Below are 17,551 nucleotides of genomic sequence, written 5' to 3'. Positions count from 1 at the left end.
GATTAGATGAGAAAAATACAGAATAAAAATAAACAAGCGATTTTTATAAGTTTAATTTTACTAATTGCTAGTAGTATACTTGGATTTTTTCCAAGTGTTGCAAAAGCAGAAACAGCTTATCGTACCTATACACAAGATGGCTACGGTAATTATGTTGAAACACAGACAGGCTATGAGCCAATTCGAACAATATCTTATGTAGGAGAGCTGCCATTAAATAGACCGACTGATATGAAGTTGGGACCGAATGATTATATTTATATTGCAGACTCAGGTAACCAACGTATCGTTATTCTCAATGCTGAAGGTGAGTTTGAACGAGAAATCAAACATGAGGCATTTAAATATCCTACGGGCTTGTTTGTCACTGAAAATGGACGCTTATATATTGCTGATGAATCGGCAGGTATCGTGTTCGTATTTGATGAAAAAGATGAATTAGTCCATCAATTCGAACGTCCAGAAGCAGTCTCGTTTGGTAAAAACGCAACATTCTCACCAACTAAATTGTCAGTCGATAATCGAGAGAATGTTTATGTCTTATCTCGAGGTAATAACAATGGGATTATCATGTTGAATGCTGAAACAGATGGAGAATTTTTAGGCTACTTCGCACCTAATATCGCTCAACAATCAATTTTGACAGAGTTTCGTAAATTGATATTTACTGAAGAACAACTAGATAAGATGATTGGAACAGCCCCTACTAGTGCAACTAATCTAACGATTGATCATCGAGGGTTAATTTATACAGTTACCGCTAATGAGACGATTAATGATGTTTTAAAGAAATTAAATATGGGTGGTGCAAATTTACTAAACTCAAATTATATTCCATTCCCAGCTAGTGTGGCAGTTGGAAATTATGACAATATTTATGTCTTAACAGAAAATGGTTATATATTTGAGTATACGAGTGAAGGAGAATTTCTATTCCTATTCGCCGGGCCAGATGCAGGTTATCAAAGAAGTGGTCTATTAGGTAAAGGTTCAGCAATAGCGATTAACTCAGCGAATCAACTACTAACTTTAGATGAAACAAAGAATGAAATTCAACTGTTTGAACCAACAGAATTTACAAGGACATTGCATAATGCATTAGAGTTATATCAAGATGGAGATTATGAAGAAAGTAAAGTATATTGGGAAGAAATTCTAAAGATGAATGCGCAATTTGACTTTGCGAATCTAGGGATTGGTGAAGCACATTATCGTGAGAATGAATTCAATCAAGCAATGGCATCTTTTCGACAGGCTAAAAATATTGAAGGTTACTCAGATTCATTCTGGGAAATTCGAAATGTTTGGCTTAAGGAGAATATGACAACTATAATTGGTTGTTTAATCCTATTATTCATTGTGGTTAAAGTGTGGTCATATTTGAGGCGTAAATATGGCTGGAAGACTCCTTTAGGCGCACTTTCTCAAAAGGTTCGGCAAATAAAAACCTTTCAAGAACTAGGATTTGTAGCGTATTTTGCCAAGCATCCTATTGATGGCGCTTACGGAATTAAACACGAACAGAAAACGAGTAATCTATCAGCCATTATTATTTACATCATGGCATTAGTAACATTCGTGATTAATAAATATTATGCTGGCTTTATATTTCGAACGGTTGAAGATGGAGAATATACATTAATTAATGACATTCTCATAATTTTAGTCGTAAGTTTATTTATTTCAGTCGCAACTTATATGATTTCAACCATCACTGACGGTGAGGCAACATTTAAAGAAACAATGCATGGTTTTGTTTATAGTTTAGGACCTTACATTCTGATTCAATGGCTGTTACTTATTCTAAGCAACTGTTTAACTTTGAATGAGCAATTCATCATTCAGTTCGGTTATGTGATTATGATGACTTGGGTAATAAGCTTAATGTTGATTGCAATTACAGAGTTGAATGGTTATCGCTTTAAAGAAACCATCAGAACTGTATTCTTGACAGCATTCGCAATTTTTATTGCTGCAATTACCATTTTCATTGTGTATTCACTAATGAATCAACTGATTAGTTTTATTGTGTCAATATTTAGAGAGGTGGTGGCTCGATTTGAATCTTAAAAAAATCATACGTGAGAATTTTCGACTGATTATATTCGTTATATTCGTCTTGGTGTTAACAATCTATTTGTTTATCGAGACCAGTGGTAATCAATCAAGCACCCCAACTATTGTAACCAATGAATTACCGGTCGAAACCGAAGTGTTACCAGAAAACACCGAACCAACTGATAATTTAGTAGTAGACGAATTGGTTGACGAAGTGATTGAAGATGCTCCTGCCATTGAAGAAAATATCTCTCTGGAAGATTTTGTTACAGGAGAAGAAATGATAGAGCGTCGTGCAAGTGTGATTGCTAAGGATGTTGACGCTATCGATGGACATATTAAAATCGCTGAATCCGATCAATTAGCTTTGTATTTGAAAGAAGAAAATTTATCCATTATTGTTCGAAATAAAAATAATGGCGCCATTTTTTATTCTACTGTGGAAAATCCAGAGAAAAGCAATGAAAATTGGAGCAATTTTGTCAAAAGTAGTGTAGTGATTGAATATTTGGTTGATACAAATATTGTTTATTCTCAAGCAGATATGTATAACGGTAAACCAGCAATTGATGTGGAAAAAACTGAAACAGGCTTCAATGCAGAAATATATTATCCTGATTTAGAATTTGGTTTCACTTTGTCGGTTGAATTAGAAGAGGATAATCTATTAGTTGAAATTCCTCAAGCAAGTATTATTGAAGAATCCGATAAATATAAAATTGGTAATGTCTATGTCTATCCGTTTTTAGGTTATTCGAAATTGGATGAAGAAGCAGGGTACTTATTAATTCCTGATGGCTCAGGTGCGACTATTTCACTTGAAGATCATTTAGGTCAGTATAAACAACCCTATTCAGAGATGGTTTACGGAGCCAACATTGGAATTGATGAACCGTATGTGTTATCACGAGTGTTTAATATGGTTACAAGTCAGAAACCGAATGATATATTTGCACCAATATTTGGTGTGATTCATGAAGATAAAGAAGCAGGATTTCTAGGTGTGATTGAATCAGGAGATTGGCACGCCTATATTGAGGCTTATCCTAATGGCGCCATTTTACCTTATAACTGGGTGACAAGTAAATTTGTTTATCGTCAATTTTATAATCAGTCGACGAGTCAAACGAGTGGAACGATGGTCGTTCGTCAGAATAAGAGAAATGATTTTGATATTAGGTTACGCTACTCTTTTGTGGAAGATGAAACAGCTAACTTGATGGGATTGGCTGAGGCATATAGAGATTACTTGTTAAAAGCGGGACTATTACCTGAAATAACAAAAGCAGTTGATTTTCAAATGCGCTTAGATTTTCTAGGTGCGGAGTTAGAAGCGGGGTTGGTTGGACATCGATTAGTCGCTATGACAACATTCAACCAAGCGCATGAAATTCTGTCTGATTTGGGAGACGCTGGATTAACGAATCTTTTAGCCATTTACAGAGGTTGGCAAGCGGATGGAGAATCCGGATCATTGGGTAGGAACCGATTTGACGTCGCATCAGCTTTAGGCGGTAAAGGAGAATTACTTCAATTAGTAGAAGATTTCGAGCAAGAAATTCCAATTTTCTTTGAAGATGATCCACTGCGATATAATCCATTCTTAAATACAGAAGTTGGAGCGAATATTGCGAACAAATTTAATCGACGTGTTCATTACGAAATCGTTTATGGAAAAGTGTTCAGATATTTTAACTATTTAGAGCCGCTTGAAACAGTAAATCGACTGTCAAGTAAAGTGGAAAGTTTTCCAGAGTTAGAAAATTTGGCTCTAACAGGTATTTCAAATACTGTATTTTCTTATTCTAAAAAAGGAACAACTTATGATCGAGTTTCTTCTGCATCGTCATATATTAATAGTTTTAGTGAATTAGTCGGAAATAAGTCCTTGCTTTTAGATATGCCATTACAACCTTATTGGCAATATGCAGTAGGTATTTATAATTTACCTATGAGTTCATCAGGGTATGTGTTTGAAGCGGAAGAAGTTCCATTCTTCGCAATCGCACTCAGAGGTGCTTTACCTTTATACGCCACTTATTCTAATTTTGAATCGAATGCCAATGAGTTTTTCTTAAAGTTAGTAGAAACCGGAGTGAATCCTTCATACCTACTTACATTTGAAGACTCTAGTTTATTAAAAGAAACCAATTTATCGCATATCTTTAGTTCTAACTTTAGCTCATACCGTGAAGAAATTATTGAGCGTTATCAAGAATTAACTGAACTTCATCATCACATTTCAGACAGTAAAATTGTTGCTTACCGAAGAGAAGATGGAATTTCTCAAGTTACTTTTGATAACGGTGTCAGCATATGGGTGAATTTTAATGATTACTCAGTGATGATTGAAGGTCAGCAAATAGGTGCTCAATCTTATAAGGTGGTGGATTAATTGATGAAACGCAAGCATAAAAAAAGTATCCAATCACGTAAAGCACGCATTGGTTATTTGTTTGTAGCTATTTGGATGATTGGTTTTGCAGTTTTAGTATTCTGGCCAATGTTACAATCTTTTTGGTTTAGTTTGAATACCATTCGATTGAGACCTACGGGTAGAGCATTTCGTTTTGAAGGCTTCAATAATTATTTAGATGTTTGGCTGAAAGATATGTTCTTTGTTCAAGAATTGCTTTCATTTCTTGTGAGTACTCTTTTAAGGGTACCTGTTATTGTCGTGTTTTCATTGATTATCGCACTGCTGCTAAATGCGAAGATAAAATTTAAAGGATTCTTTAGAACGATATTTTTTCTACCAGTAATAATTGCTTCTGGACCAGTATTAGAACAATTAATTAGTCAAGGTGCATCGAGTATCCCAATGTTAGATACAGCCTCCTTAAGTAATATTCTTAATCAATTTCTACCTCAGTGGTTAGCGACACCAGTCACTAGTTTGTTTTCAGAAATTGTGATCATACTTTGGTACTCAGGCGTTCAAATACTAATTTTCTTAGCTAGTTTACAGAAAATTGATAAGAGCTTGTATGAAGCAGCCAAAATAGATGGTGGTTCAGTTTGGGAATGTTTCTGGAAAATCACGTTGCCCGTTCTAAAACCAATGATTTTACTTAACTCAGTCTATACACTGATTACATTATCTAGTGGTGGTCAGAATAATATTATTAGTTTAATTTATAATAATATGTTTTCGGCAACCAGAGGTTACGGTTTTGCTTCCGCAATGGCTTGGATGTATGCGGTTATCATATTAGTCATGGTAGGGATTCTGTTCTGGCTGTTTAGAGATACTTCAGCTAAAAAGAACAGAGATCGCGTAATATTCCGTAAAGATTCTGCACCTTCTGACTATCAAAAAAGTTTATTTAGTATCAAGAAAGGAGAGGATATAGATGAATCAGAAGAGTCAATCGATGAAAAAGAATAAGCAATCATTTCGATATGATTGGAAGCAGCGTCTTCAACCCAAACTGGTGCGTTTTCGCAAACTTTTGTTAGGGACCAATGATCGACAAGGTTGGTTGATTCAAAGTGTCATTTATATTCTCTTATTAACCATTGGATTTGTTTACCTGTATCCAATTTTCTATATGGTGGCTACTAGTTTTAAGTCTTTAAGCGATCTATTAGATACGTCTATTCAATGGCTACCGAGTGAATTATATTTGAATAATTATCGACAAGCTATTTCGGTACTAAATTTAAAAGAATCGCTGCTAGGGAGTATTGTCATCTCTTTTGTACCATCGATTTTTCAAGTAATCGTGACTTCAATTGTAGGTTATGGTTTTGCACGCTTTGATTTTAAATTTAAGAAATTACTGATGTTTTTAATGGTGTTTAGTTTTATCGTTCCGCCGCAGGTCTTGATGATGCCGACTTATGTCCTTTATAACGACTTAGGTTTATTAGGATCCTTGTATGCGTTTATTATTCCAGCAGCCTTAGGCCAAGGGATTAAAAGTACAATTTTTATCCTAATATTTTACCAATTTTTCCGTCAAACTCCTCAATCGTTATATGAAGCAGCAGAGGTAGATGGCGCAAGTGAATGGACAAACTTTTGGAGAATTGGTTTACCAATGGCTGTGCCAGCTATAATAATCGTGTTTATCTTTTCGTTGGTCTGGTATTGGAATGAGACATATTTAGTCAATCTGTATATTGCAGGCACAACGTCGAACGCGGGACGTAACTGGGTGACTTTACCTATTGCTTTACAAAGATTCACCACGACATACGAAGCAATGTATCCCGTAACTGAAGGCGGTACAATGAAGATAAATGAAGGGATTACACTTGCGGGTACGATGATTACATTAATTCCTCTATTGATTACTTATGCGATTTTGCAAAAGTATTTCACTGAAAGTGTTGATAAATCAGGAATTACTGGGGAATAATCACGTAGAAAACATAAGGGAGTGTTGCGAACATAAATTACTTGCATTGAAGTCGTCGGGTTGGGATTAACACGCGAGTTGTTAATCAAATACATAACAAAATTGTATAAAATCAGGGAGGAAATTTTAAATGAAACTTATGAAAAAAAGTATTGTTGCTTTATTAGCCGGTATAACAGCATTCACAAATTTAAATTTACCAATTGCCAACGCCCAAGAATTACCTGAAATGACAACTGAAGAAATTACCTTGACATATGCTTCGTGGGATAATTTTTCTGTACAAGAATATCTTGCGAATAAGTTTATGGAACAATACCCTAATATCAAAGTAGAATTGGTAACGGTTGATCAGGAAGTTTGGAATGACGGACTTTCGAATTTAGCAGCTGCCGGTAATTTACCAGACGTATTCTGGTATCAAGGTAACGTCGATGTCCCAATTATTAATGGCTGGTTAGGAGATATGACAGAGTACTGGGAAGCAGATCCGGAATCAGCGGATGTATTGGTTACTTTACAAGAAACAGGTTATTTAGATGGCGAGAGTAAATTGGCAGCTGCAGTTGCCTACCAGCCTTACACTGTGTTCTTAGATGAGAATGTTTTCAACGCACTTAATCAAGACATGCCGTCGGCTGATTGGACATATAGCGAAATGCTAGAGCTAATGCAAACAATGACAGTGCCAGAACAAGGAATTTACGGATACAATGATTTTACAAAATTAGTGACGATGGCACCTATTGTTCAATCAGATGCAAAAGGTGAATTTGGATGGAATGGTGAAACATTTGATTTAACCGGTGACTGGGCAGAAGCATTGACTACACAGGCAGAATTTGTCAGAACAGGTGTACATGCCCCATTCTTTGATACGGATGAAGCAGAAGCAGTCTTTGGTGATCGCTTACTGTGGGCAGCAAGTACGGGTAAAATTGCGATCCAGCTAGATGCGTGGTGGACAAAAGATTTATTTGCGACGGATGAATTTATCGACAAAGGAATTAAATGGGTACCTTATCCAGTTCCACAAGGTGAATCTGCAGAGACATTACATAAACCAGGTTTTGTAGACTTCGGTAGTATCTCTTCAGCTACAGAACATCCTCGTGAAGCCTATGAACTATTGAAATTTATGGGCTGGGGTTCGGATGGTTGGAATGCTAGAATTGAAGCTTTTGATACGTTGACGAATGATGACGGAAGTTTGATGTTTGAAATGCCAGCGGGCTTACCACTTGTTCAAAATCAAGCGCTATGGGATGAGGTTGCAGCTCGTTTGCCACAAGATGACTATTATACTGCTTACTTAGAAAGAGTTAAAGAGCCAGTTCCATTAGGTGGGGCAGTGATTCCTGGTTTCCAAACTTGGTTGGAAGAAGTGTACTTCGGTGGTGAGTATGGAGATGTTGAGAATGCAGCCATTAATGGCGAAGTTAATCCAGCCGATATTGCACCAGAATTAACTGAATTATTGAATCAATATCACTTAGACGCACTAGATGAAATTTTCTAAGGAAAACTAAAAATTAATGAAGTGGGATACGTGTGTATCCCACTTCGTGTTTGGAGGAGAAAAAATGCTGTCTAAATCTCAGCGTAACTCATTGAGAATGAAACGAATTAAGCGAGTAAGTAAGCAGCTTGCCTGTCAGTTATTAGTATTATACGCAATAAATATACCCATTATTTCTGCAGAAGCCTTTTCTGAATCTGACAAGATGGTCGAAAATCCGGTTGTGGAATTTCAGGAAGTGAACGTACACGATCCGTCGATCATTCAAACAGAAGAAGGAATGTATTATGTTATTGGCTCTCATTTGCACTTTGCTAAGTCACAGGATTTAGTATCATGGGAACAACTTTCTTATGATGTTGCTTCTAGTCCATTATTTGAAGATATTACGTTTGAATTTGCAGAAGAATTTGCCTATGCTAAGACAGATACCTTTTGGGCGAGTGACATTATTCAATTAGCAGATGGGCGTTACTACCTATACTATTGCTTGTGTGAAGGAAGTAGTCCACTGTCTATTTTAGGTGTTGCAGTGGCAGATTCAATTGAAGGGCCTTACCAGAAAATTGAAAGTTTTTTGAAATCGGGTTCGCGCTACACGCCAGATATGCAAGCATATGATGCGACGATTCATCCGAATGCGATTGATCCTCACGTATTCTTTGATCAAGAAAACCGATTGTGGATGACTTATGGTTCGTATTCAGGTGGTATTTATATTTTAGAATTAAATCCAGAAACGGGTTTGCCACTTGCAGAAAACTATGATTATGGCACTAAATTATTAGGGGGCAATCATAGTCGAATCGAAGCGCCATATATTTTATATAATCCAGAGACTGGATACTATTATTTATTTGTGTCTTATGGTGGCTTGGGACAAGCAGATGGCTACAATATACGTGTCGCACGCTCCAAGGCACCTGATGGCCCTTATGTTGATTATACAGGTAATCAGATGATTGATGCGAAAGGTGCTACTGGAACATTCTTTGATGATAAGGCAATTGCACCCTATGGTACCAAGTTGTTAGGGAATATGTTGTGGGATTATCAGGATGGTGTGATGAATAAAGGTTATATGTCTCCAGGGCATAACTCTGCTTATTATGATGAAGCAACCGGCGAAAGCTATATTGTCTTTCATACACGATTTCCAGGTCGTGGAGAGACCTTTGAAGTAAGGGTACATCGCTTGATCTTTAATGATGAGGGTTGGCCAAGTGTCGCACCGCAACGCTATGCAGGGGAAGAGCTGTTGTTTGAAGCAGAACTAGATAATATTTCGGGGCTTTATATGTGGAACACGACTCAATTAGAGATTTCGGGAATGAAAGAGCGTTCGATTTTCCTATTAATTGAGGGCGATAAAGCTTATGGATATGAGCAATTGACGAATTCTGACTCAATTGACACAGCGGATTATATAGGTGACATCAGTATTTGGGATAATGGTACCGCACACTTAGAATTTGAAGACTTTGAGATTAAGGGAAACTTTTACTACCAGTGGGATGATGTAATAGGTGCTGAAACGCTAGGTTTTAGTGGTTTTGACAATAATCAGATAGCAGTTTGGTTGTCTCAATTAATTGAAGCAGAGTAGCATCCGTGCATCATTAATTCATTAATAACCAGAGTAGCCATAATGACTCGATTGAGAGAATAAGTAAAAGGAGAAAGGTAATGCACAATATTTCGCTACAGGATTTATATTTAAATGATTCAGAATTACTAACAGCACAACAACATACTGTTGACTATTTGTTATCATTAGATGCTAAACGTTTTTTGTATGAGTTTTACCGAACAGCTAATTTAACTCCGATTACCTCTGAAGGGTACCAAGGTTGGGAGCGAAGTAATGAAATCAATTTCAGGGGGCATTTTTTTGGACATTTTCTAACGGCACTCTCTCAAGCTATCGTTGAGAGCCATCAAACTGAAATTCAAAATGAATTACTTGAGAAATTGACAACTGCAATCAGCGGACTGACCTATGTTCTAGCAAATTCTGAGGGTAGTCCAGGTTATATTTCAGCATTTCGAGAAATCGCTCTCGATGAAGTTGAAGGTTATGAAGTTAATCAGGAAGAACGAGAAAATGTGTTGGTTCCTTGGTATAACTTGGATAAGGTGTTAGCAGGCCTAATTGCTACGCACGTAAACTTAGCAGATATTGATCATGAAGTAGCTCGGCAAGCACTCGACCTTGCCAATTCTTTCGGTTTGTATGTGTATCATCGAATGCAACGTTTACCCAATCGGAATCAGTTACTGACCATTGAGTATGGCGCAATGAATGCTACTCTGTATGATTTGTTTAATTTAACGAATGATAATCGTCACTTTGAGGCAGCAACCTATTTCGATGAATTTGAGCTGTTTGAAGAGCTCTCGAATGATCAAGATGTCTTAGCCGAGAAGCATGCCAACACAACCATTCCTAAGTTTCTAGGTGCATTGAAACATTATCAAGCGATTGATAAGTTACTGGGAGATGAAGCATATTTAGCATTGAACCCAATTTTGCTAGAAAATCGTGAGATATACTTGAAAGCTGCTATCAATTTTTGGGAAATTGTTGTACATAATCACACATATGTTACTGGAGGAAATAGTCAAAGCGAACATTTTCATCAAGCGAATCAGCTATATTATGATGCCGAAAATCGACAAGGTGATTGCACGTGTGAGACGTGTAATACTTATAATATGTTGAGACTCTCTAAAGAACTATTTAAAATAACGGATGAAAAGAAATATTTGGATTATTTCGAACGAACATACATCAATGCTATTCTGTCTTCGCAACATCCTGAGACAGGGATGATGATGTATTTCCAACCGATGGGTGTTGGTTATAATAAAGTCTACAACCGTCCTTTCGATGAGTTCTGGTGTTGTACTGGAACGGGCATTGAAAGTTTTACCAAGTTGAGTGAAAGTATTTATTTCTATGATAATGATGCGAACACCTTACTAATGAATCTTTATTTTTCAAACACTTATTACGCACGCGAGCATAATTTATATTTCGAGACAGTGGTTAATCGGAAGGTGGGTAAAGTGTCTATTAATGTGAAGGCTATAGAATCAGAGAAGCCAACGAGAATGATTAATTTGAAGTTAAGGCTACCAAATTGGGCTGAGCAACAGGATTTTGAAATGAACGATCAAAAGCAAGCGATGCAGAATGAAGACTATTGGTTAGCGACTGTAATGGATGGTGACGTTATAAAAATGAATTGGCAGTATAAGTTAGCGGTATCGGCAGCTCATGATAATCCAGCTTATGTAGCATTTACTTACGGCCCCTACGTGTTAAGTTCTCGTTTAGGGAAGGAGAATATTGATGCCTATCATCCTAATGGAATACTTGTAAGGGTAGGGACACAAGAGACTACTTATCAAGACTACTTAACATTAAAGAAAAAGAGTTTTTGCCCAGAGGCATTAATCGAAGATTATCAAATACTTTCAAGTCCAGATAGACTATTTGAAATTGAGCTTAATAATGTTGATGAACAAATAAAATTTGCACCATATTATCAGGCACATAATGAGAGATATGGCATCTATTATAAAATTAGGCATGCACAAGAGATGCTCGCTGTTAATAATGAGAATCGGACCGTATCACTTGTTGATTTATCACTATTTGATGGGAATAATTCTGAGTATACGCATCACCTTGAACAGCATAAATCAGAAATAGGAGTTGCAGAGGGAAAAACATATCGTCAAGCAAACCCAGGTGGCGCATTTAGTTATCGATTTGATTTAAAGAGCTATACGGGCGCTATAAAAGTCATCTTAACCTTACATAAAGAAGATGTTGATAGCAAACTAAATTGTTCAATTAAGGGTGATACGACTATTGCTCAGATTATCGCACCTGTTGCTATTGAAACCGAAGAACCGTGGGTTAAAGTTGAAATCGAAGCCACTGTTACTACCAATGAACCCGTTCAAATTTCATTCTCAACGGATGCATCGTCATCATCTGCTCGCTTGTTTGGCGTTGAGATACAGAAAGTAATGGATTATTAAATTTTTGAAATGTTAGGTTGCGTGATTGAAATAAAAAAGCCACTGAATAGCCTGAGGACATTAAAGTTTGTTTAGCGGTTCTAACTGAAAAATATAGCGATGTTATTGTTGATACACTTAACTGTGTAAATAATAAAATCCAATAATTCGGTGCTAAGCCTATAATGTCAAATAATATAAAGAAGTTCATTCTGTAGTCCTCCTTTTTTGTACATTTATCTCAGAAAGGGCTGTCGATTCTGTATAAAATTTTAAATGTAAAACAAAGTCAATTACTGAAGCGAAACAATCATTCTCAAACTTGATACAGGAAGCAAACTCAACCGGTGAGCCAATTTACATATTAAATGATAACAAACTCACTAAGATTATTTTAGATAAAAAATGTCTATTAAACAATCGTTAAAGAACGTCAGATGTTAGAAGAAAAATTTTATTATTATCAAGTGAATTCAAGGGTAGCGAAGATACCTGGAAGATTAATACCGTCTAATGAAGTGATAAAGGGAGATCAATCGCATAATCCTTTTGCTAACATTTCAAATGAAGTGTTATTTAACTAATGGTAGAGATATCTTTTGGGCAAGAGGCAAGCAAGGATTATAAGAAGCTTGATGGAGTAATGAAACATTGGGTGGATGCTGCAATTTAACGGATAGAAGTATATGGTGCTAAAGTCCGCAGAATTGGAACTCTCACCGCCGTATTTAGAAACTTAGGAAATATATAGAATGTTAAGTTGGTAGAATTTAAAGGGTTAAATTATATTGTAATAATAATATGTCATGTTTCGTTTAAAGTAGGGGCTTAGTCGAAAACATCGAGGCATGAAAAATAGAGTTTCTGCAATCCCAAATTAATGGATGCAGAAACTCTATTTTTCAGCTTTTAATTATATAATTCATACTTATAGATTTGTTTAATTGAAGCTATTTGTTCTCTAATACAATCACTTTCAATTCATCACCAATGCGTTTAACAATCCCAGTGACTAAAGCATTACCCATGAAAAACATTCTCATACGTTCTCCGACTTCGACCACTTCACCAGTTTCCAACTGCTTATACTTCGTCCAGTCATCAGGAAAATCTTGTAAACGTTCAGCTTCAATTGGTGTGATTAATCGATAACGACCATTTATTTTTAATAAATGTGTAGAACGGTTTACTGTACCTTCTGAAGTTAACATTGTTCTGCCAGGTAAATTTAAATCATCGGTAGGGCTCATACCACCTTCTGAATAAATGTATGAATGTCCTTCTAATGAAGTTCTTTCGATACGTTTAGGTCCGCGTAGGTACTCAAATTTAGCTAATTTTTCACCTTCAATATAGTATTTTTCTGGAACTTCACTTTCCGGAACTATAATCTCACGTAACGTAATAGGGATTTCATTTCCAATTGGTTCTGTGTCTGCAGAATAGTAATAGCCGTGACGCATAACACCTGTATTCCAGAACTTACCATCATTAAATTCGTCAGATACCTCTTTTATATCTTTAGCTAACTGGTTAAATTTCGTTCTGTCTTTTACCTCTGATTCCTTAATAGGAAATTGTCTAGCAAATAAACCATCGTTAAATATGTAGTTTCGATATTGCTCAAAATCTCTTATGCCTAAAAGATTTTCTGAAGAATTATTTTCAAATTGTGAATCGATTTTTTTAGCCCAGTTTGTATCATTTCGGTAAACGAAGAAGAATACGCGACGACGTCTTTGCGCTCTGCCGTATTCAGCAGCATTTATCACACGCCATTCAACTGAATAACCCAATTCATTAAATGAGGCTAACATAACAGCAAAATCACGACCTCGTTGACTAGAAGGAGCTTTTAACAGACGATCAACATTTTCTAAAACTAAATATTCAGGCTTGATAATTTCAGTTGCGCGAATAATTTCCCAGAATAAAACTCCCTTTTTACCTTCAATACCTAATTCGTTTTTCTTACTGCGAGCAACAGAATAGTCCTGGCAGGGAAATCCTCCGACAATCATATTAACACCATTATCACGCATCTCTTCGAATTTCTCATTAGGAATTAGTGCAACATCTGTTGGAATATGCTCCATTTCTGGAAATCGGTACAACCCAACCTCATATGCATCTTGTGATTTTTTTGAGGGCTCATATTGGTTTGAATAAGTCGTTTGGAAAAATTCACTATCAGAGTTATTAAAACCAATGGTGAACCCGCCAACACCATCAAACATTGAAAAAATTTTCATTACATATTATCCCTCTCTACGAACATACTTTCGTATATTATATATTATTCCATTAAAAAGATCAAGCACTTTGCTTGATCTAATTTTTTACAATTTCAGCAATATAATTTCTATCTAACCAATAACATTGCTTGGTAATCATTTGTCCATCAGGTAATTTTACTTTGTCTTTTGCATTAGTTGCCTTAGGTCTAATATGAGTTACTGGATTATCAGTTGCTTTAGGTAAATTATTTGACATGCCTCGTTTGGTAGGAACTAATTTTACTCCATTCTGCAATACATATCTACCTTCTGACCACATTTGTTTCAATTCATTTTGAATCGTTGCCTCCGGCATATTCCATAAAACAATTTTTTTGAAATAAGCTGTTCTATCAAGGCCTTTAGTATAAGGCGTACGATATTCAAATACGATAAAAAGAAATTTAGTTTGTTCGAAACGTTCATAGAATTGAGAGTCTTCGAATGAGTCTAGTAACCATCTGTTGAAGTCAACATTCTCAAAAGACATACTTTCTTTGGGTTTTCCATTAGGTTCTAAACGAATTGTTTTGAACTGAATGTTTGCTTTCGCAAACTCTTCAATATCGTCTAGCTTGGTGCCTTTGATTCCTAACATGTAACTAATCATATTAGCGATAGTCGATTTGTTGGATGGATTAATAACGTAATCGATTTTGTTACTGATTTCTTGTACACTCAATCCAATATAGGGTTCAAAACGTTCTTTAAGAATATCCTCCAATGATTTCTCTTGTAATTCTTGTTTTGAAGTGAAAGAAACTACTTTATCTTTATCTAAATATTTTCTAGCTATAGAGGTCATGTAAGATTGTTTAAGAGAAAATGCTCTTTGCATTGCTGGAATTTTAGAATAGGGCTGTGATCTTAGAGAATTCTTTGAAGCGCCTTTTGTACAAGCACCTAAATACATGGTGTCTGCTTCAGAGATTTCTTCGGCTTTGCCAGCTCGGATCTTATCTACAATAATTTGCCAATCCTGTTTTATAATTTCTAGATCTTCTGCAGGATAAGTAAACAATACAGATTTTAATATTTTATAATCTTTGCGATTAACCGCCTGTTCCCAAAGATAAAACATAATCAGCAGATTTTCGTTTTTCTTCCAAAAGGATGAAGTTTCAAAAGTATAGTCAACTTCCTTCATATAGTTGATGATATTCAATACTAAACGTTCTTTTGCGGATAGTGTTTTATTTTTATTTATTTTAACGGGTGTAACTTTGAGTTCTACACCTAATTCTCCAAAGTCAGCTTCACTATCAGAATTAATTTCATAACCAAATAAACCTTCTTCGATAATTTGTCCAAGACCACCTTTGTTTCCTGTTGAAGATAGCCTTCCTTTAACATCGAATTCATCAAAATGTTTACCTTCAGCGCCTTTTGCGATAGCTAACAATTCATCAATTGATTGGTAATTCATTTGGGACCTCCTTTAATAGAGATTTTAAATTAACTACTTTAATTGTATCATGCGTAACAAATTATGGTATATAGATTTTGATTTGTATAGTTTTGAAAACTAAGAAATGATCAGAAGGTCTTAGTGTTTTAATATTGTTGCAGAGACTTTATAGATAATAATAGTAAGTCAAATTTTTCCAAGAGATATAAGCTACAAATTAGCTAAGAATTCGCTATAATATAGATAAAAGATGAATGATTATCAATATGAAGAGGTGAGATTCAGTGTGGATGGACCTAGAGCCAGAAAATAAGCTGAAATATAAAGCATTGATTACTAATTTTGCTAGTTTAAGTGAAGCTTTTTCTCAGAAAAGTGAGGACTTAGAAAGTGAAAGTATTTTGAATTCATCAATAGCACCTATTGTGAATTCAAAATTTCAAGAAACCGTCTTTCAAAAATCATTCGGAGCGATGGCAGAGGATATCGCGAATACGTCCTATGATGTGTCGTTAGTCTTGAATGAATATCAAAAGTACCTAGTTGGAATTAAATCTTTTGGCTTCAATTCGGGGGACCAAAAAATTGCTCAGTTTAAGAGTAGTAGCACATCAGAAAATTGGGAAGAAACATTAAGTCAAATCAAGCGAAATGCTGATAGTGTTGATACAAAAGAAGACGCGGATGGGATAAATGAGCCTTTATACTTAGAATTAGCTCGTCGCATATCAACATTAAGGAACACACGAATTGCTTCCTCTACGGAGCAAATCAGAGGATTTGAGGTCGATGATACCAAGGTAGAAGCTATCTATCATGTATTGATGCCATCTGGAAGAAATGAAGCACCCAAAATATTTGTAGGTGAGATTGCTTACTTACCTATTGAAATAGACAATATTGAAATAATTGGTTCCACGAACAAACGAACGCCAACGAATTTTAAATTTTCGGATGGACAGCATCAGTATAAATACACTTCTGCGGATAGTCAGTTGTATATGTCATTTCGTAATAAAGAAATCATCCTTGATACATGGGACGTTGAATACGTGAAAGACCCATTCTATCTATTCGAAAACTTACATTTACTGAGTGATACAGAACATGTAAAAGGGCCAATAATTTCAAAAACAGTATCATGGATGATAGCAAATCAAGATGGTGAAATAGAGAAAAGTTCTGGCTTTAATGGTTTTGCAGGCGCATCTAAATTAGCAAGAAAAAATCAGTATAGAGAAAAAAGAATTGCAAAAATTAAAGAGATTTATGGGGAACTGATTTCAAGTAATGCGATGAGAAAGACTGTAAACGCACTTGAAAATATCTTATTACCAATTAGAAGTACTGATGATGAACGGGAAGAAGCAAAGACATTGCGTGAAGAATTAGTTGCGTATATTAAAGAGTTGAATAATCCAAGTCTACTTAAAGAAGTTGAAACCATGGTCTTTAGACCCGAAAGTGAAATGTATATTCCTATTCCTAACTCGAAAGAATTTCATCTAAATAATCCTGATTTTTTTGGCAAAAACATTGGAAGTTTTGAGGAAGGAAATAAATTATCCTTACCTAAAGAAGAGCGCTCGTTTAAAATGAAGTTTTTAGCCTCTGGAGAAATTATTGAGTCTTATATCAACCAAGATAATGGGAAAGCAATTCAATCAATCGAACGACAAGATATACTTGGGGAATGGATATTAAGAGGCGTGTTTCAGTTAGAACCTAGAGAGCCCTTAACGGCTAAACGATTAGAAGAAATTGGCATTAATGCAATTCGTTTAAGTAAGTATGAGCCACCTATAGAAGAGATTGGGATAGAGTTTATTTGGATTGATACAGATACTCCGCCGGAAGATGCCATTGGTTGGGTAGCAAATCAGTCTTAAATATA

General features: G+C 35.7%; 11 protein-coding genes. 9 read left to right on the top strand and 2 right to left on the bottom strand.

From position 1 onward, the window contains the following. Positions 1 to 6: 6 nt before the first annotated feature. From ACTQ5J_RS05190 to ACTQ5J_RS05155, 8 genes are all read left to right on the top strand, one after another. Positions 7 to 2,070, top strand: coding sequence for a hypothetical protein (locus ACTQ5J_RS05190; protein WP_441751167.1), 2,064 nt, complete (start codon positions 7 to 9; stop codon positions 2,068 to 2,070). After that, positions 2,060 to 4,453, top strand: coding sequence for a DUF5696 domain-containing protein (locus ACTQ5J_RS05185; RefSeq protein ID WP_441751165.1), 2,394 nt, complete (start codon positions 2,060 to 2,062; stop codon positions 4,451 to 4,453). The genes ACTQ5J_RS05190 and ACTQ5J_RS05185 overlap by 11 nt, the downstream gene beginning before the upstream one ends. A 3-nt stretch (positions 4,454 to 4,456) precedes the next feature. Then, on the top strand, positions 4,457 to 5,446 hold the full coding sequence (locus ACTQ5J_RS05180; RefSeq protein WP_441751332.1) for a carbohydrate ABC transporter permease: 990 nt from the start codon (positions 4,457 to 4,459) through the stop codon (positions 5,444 to 5,446). After that, entirely contained in the window at positions 5,412 to 6,422 is a 1,011-nt protein-coding gene (locus ACTQ5J_RS05175; protein ID WP_216650274.1) for a carbohydrate ABC transporter permease, read from the top strand. The genes ACTQ5J_RS05180 and ACTQ5J_RS05175 overlap by 35 nt, the downstream gene beginning before the upstream one ends. 130 nt (positions 6,423 to 6,552) lie before the next feature. Next, positions 6,553 to 7,941: an ABC transporter substrate-binding protein gene (locus tag ACTQ5J_RS05170; RefSeq protein WP_441751163.1), complete on the top strand. Its 1,389-nt coding sequence runs from the start codon at positions 6,553 to 6,555 to the stop codon at positions 7,939 to 7,941. Positions 7,942 to 8,005: 64 nt separating this feature from the next. Next, positions 8,006 to 9,547 carry a family 43 glycosylhydrolase gene (locus ACTQ5J_RS05165; RefSeq protein ID WP_441751161.1) on the top strand — a complete coding sequence of 514 codons (1,542 nt, stop codon included), beginning with the start codon at positions 8,006 to 8,008 and terminating at the stop codon, positions 9,545 to 9,547. 80 nt (positions 9,548 to 9,627) lie between these two features. Then, positions 9,628 to 11,994, top strand: coding sequence for a beta-L-arabinofuranosidase domain-containing protein (locus ACTQ5J_RS05160; protein ID WP_441751159.1), 2,367 nt, complete (start codon positions 9,628 to 9,630; stop codon positions 11,992 to 11,994). 271 nt (positions 11,995 to 12,265) lie between these two features. After that, a complete protein-coding gene (locus ACTQ5J_RS05155; protein WP_441751330.1) occupies positions 12,266 to 12,400 on the top strand; it encodes a hypothetical protein in 135 nt (44 codons plus the stop codon). A gap of 523 nt (positions 12,401 to 12,923) precedes the next feature. Here the strand turns inward: ACTQ5J_RS05155 and dcm are convergent. After that, positions 12,924 to 14,225: a DNA (cytosine-5-)-methyltransferase gene (gene dcm / locus ACTQ5J_RS05150; RefSeq protein WP_441751158.1), complete on the bottom strand. Its 1,302-nt coding sequence runs from the start codon at positions 14,223 to 14,225 to the stop codon at positions 12,924 to 12,926. 79 nt (positions 14,226 to 14,304) lie between these two features. Further along, a complete protein-coding gene (locus ACTQ5J_RS05145) occupies positions 14,305 to 15,675 on the bottom strand; it encodes a Sau3AI family type II restriction endonuclease (protein ID WP_441751156.1) in 1,371 nt (456 codons plus the stop codon). Positions 15,676 to 15,941: 266 nt separating this feature from the next. On the opposite strand from ACTQ5J_RS05145, the gene ACTQ5J_RS05140 reads away from it, so the two are divergent. Further along, complete coding sequence (locus ACTQ5J_RS05140; protein WP_441751154.1) at positions 15,942 to 17,546, top strand: hypothetical protein; 1,605 nt, start codon at positions 15,942 to 15,944, stop codon at positions 17,544 to 17,546. Positions 17,547 to 17,551: the final 5 nt, after the last annotated feature.

Source organism: Fundicoccus sp. Sow4_F4, assembly GCF_052116145.1.
Lineage (GTDB): Bacteria > Bacillota > Bacilli > Lactobacillales > Aerococcaceae > Fundicoccus.
Note: the sequence above shows the minus strand (reverse complement) of the source record. Positions and strands in the feature narration are given on the sequence as shown.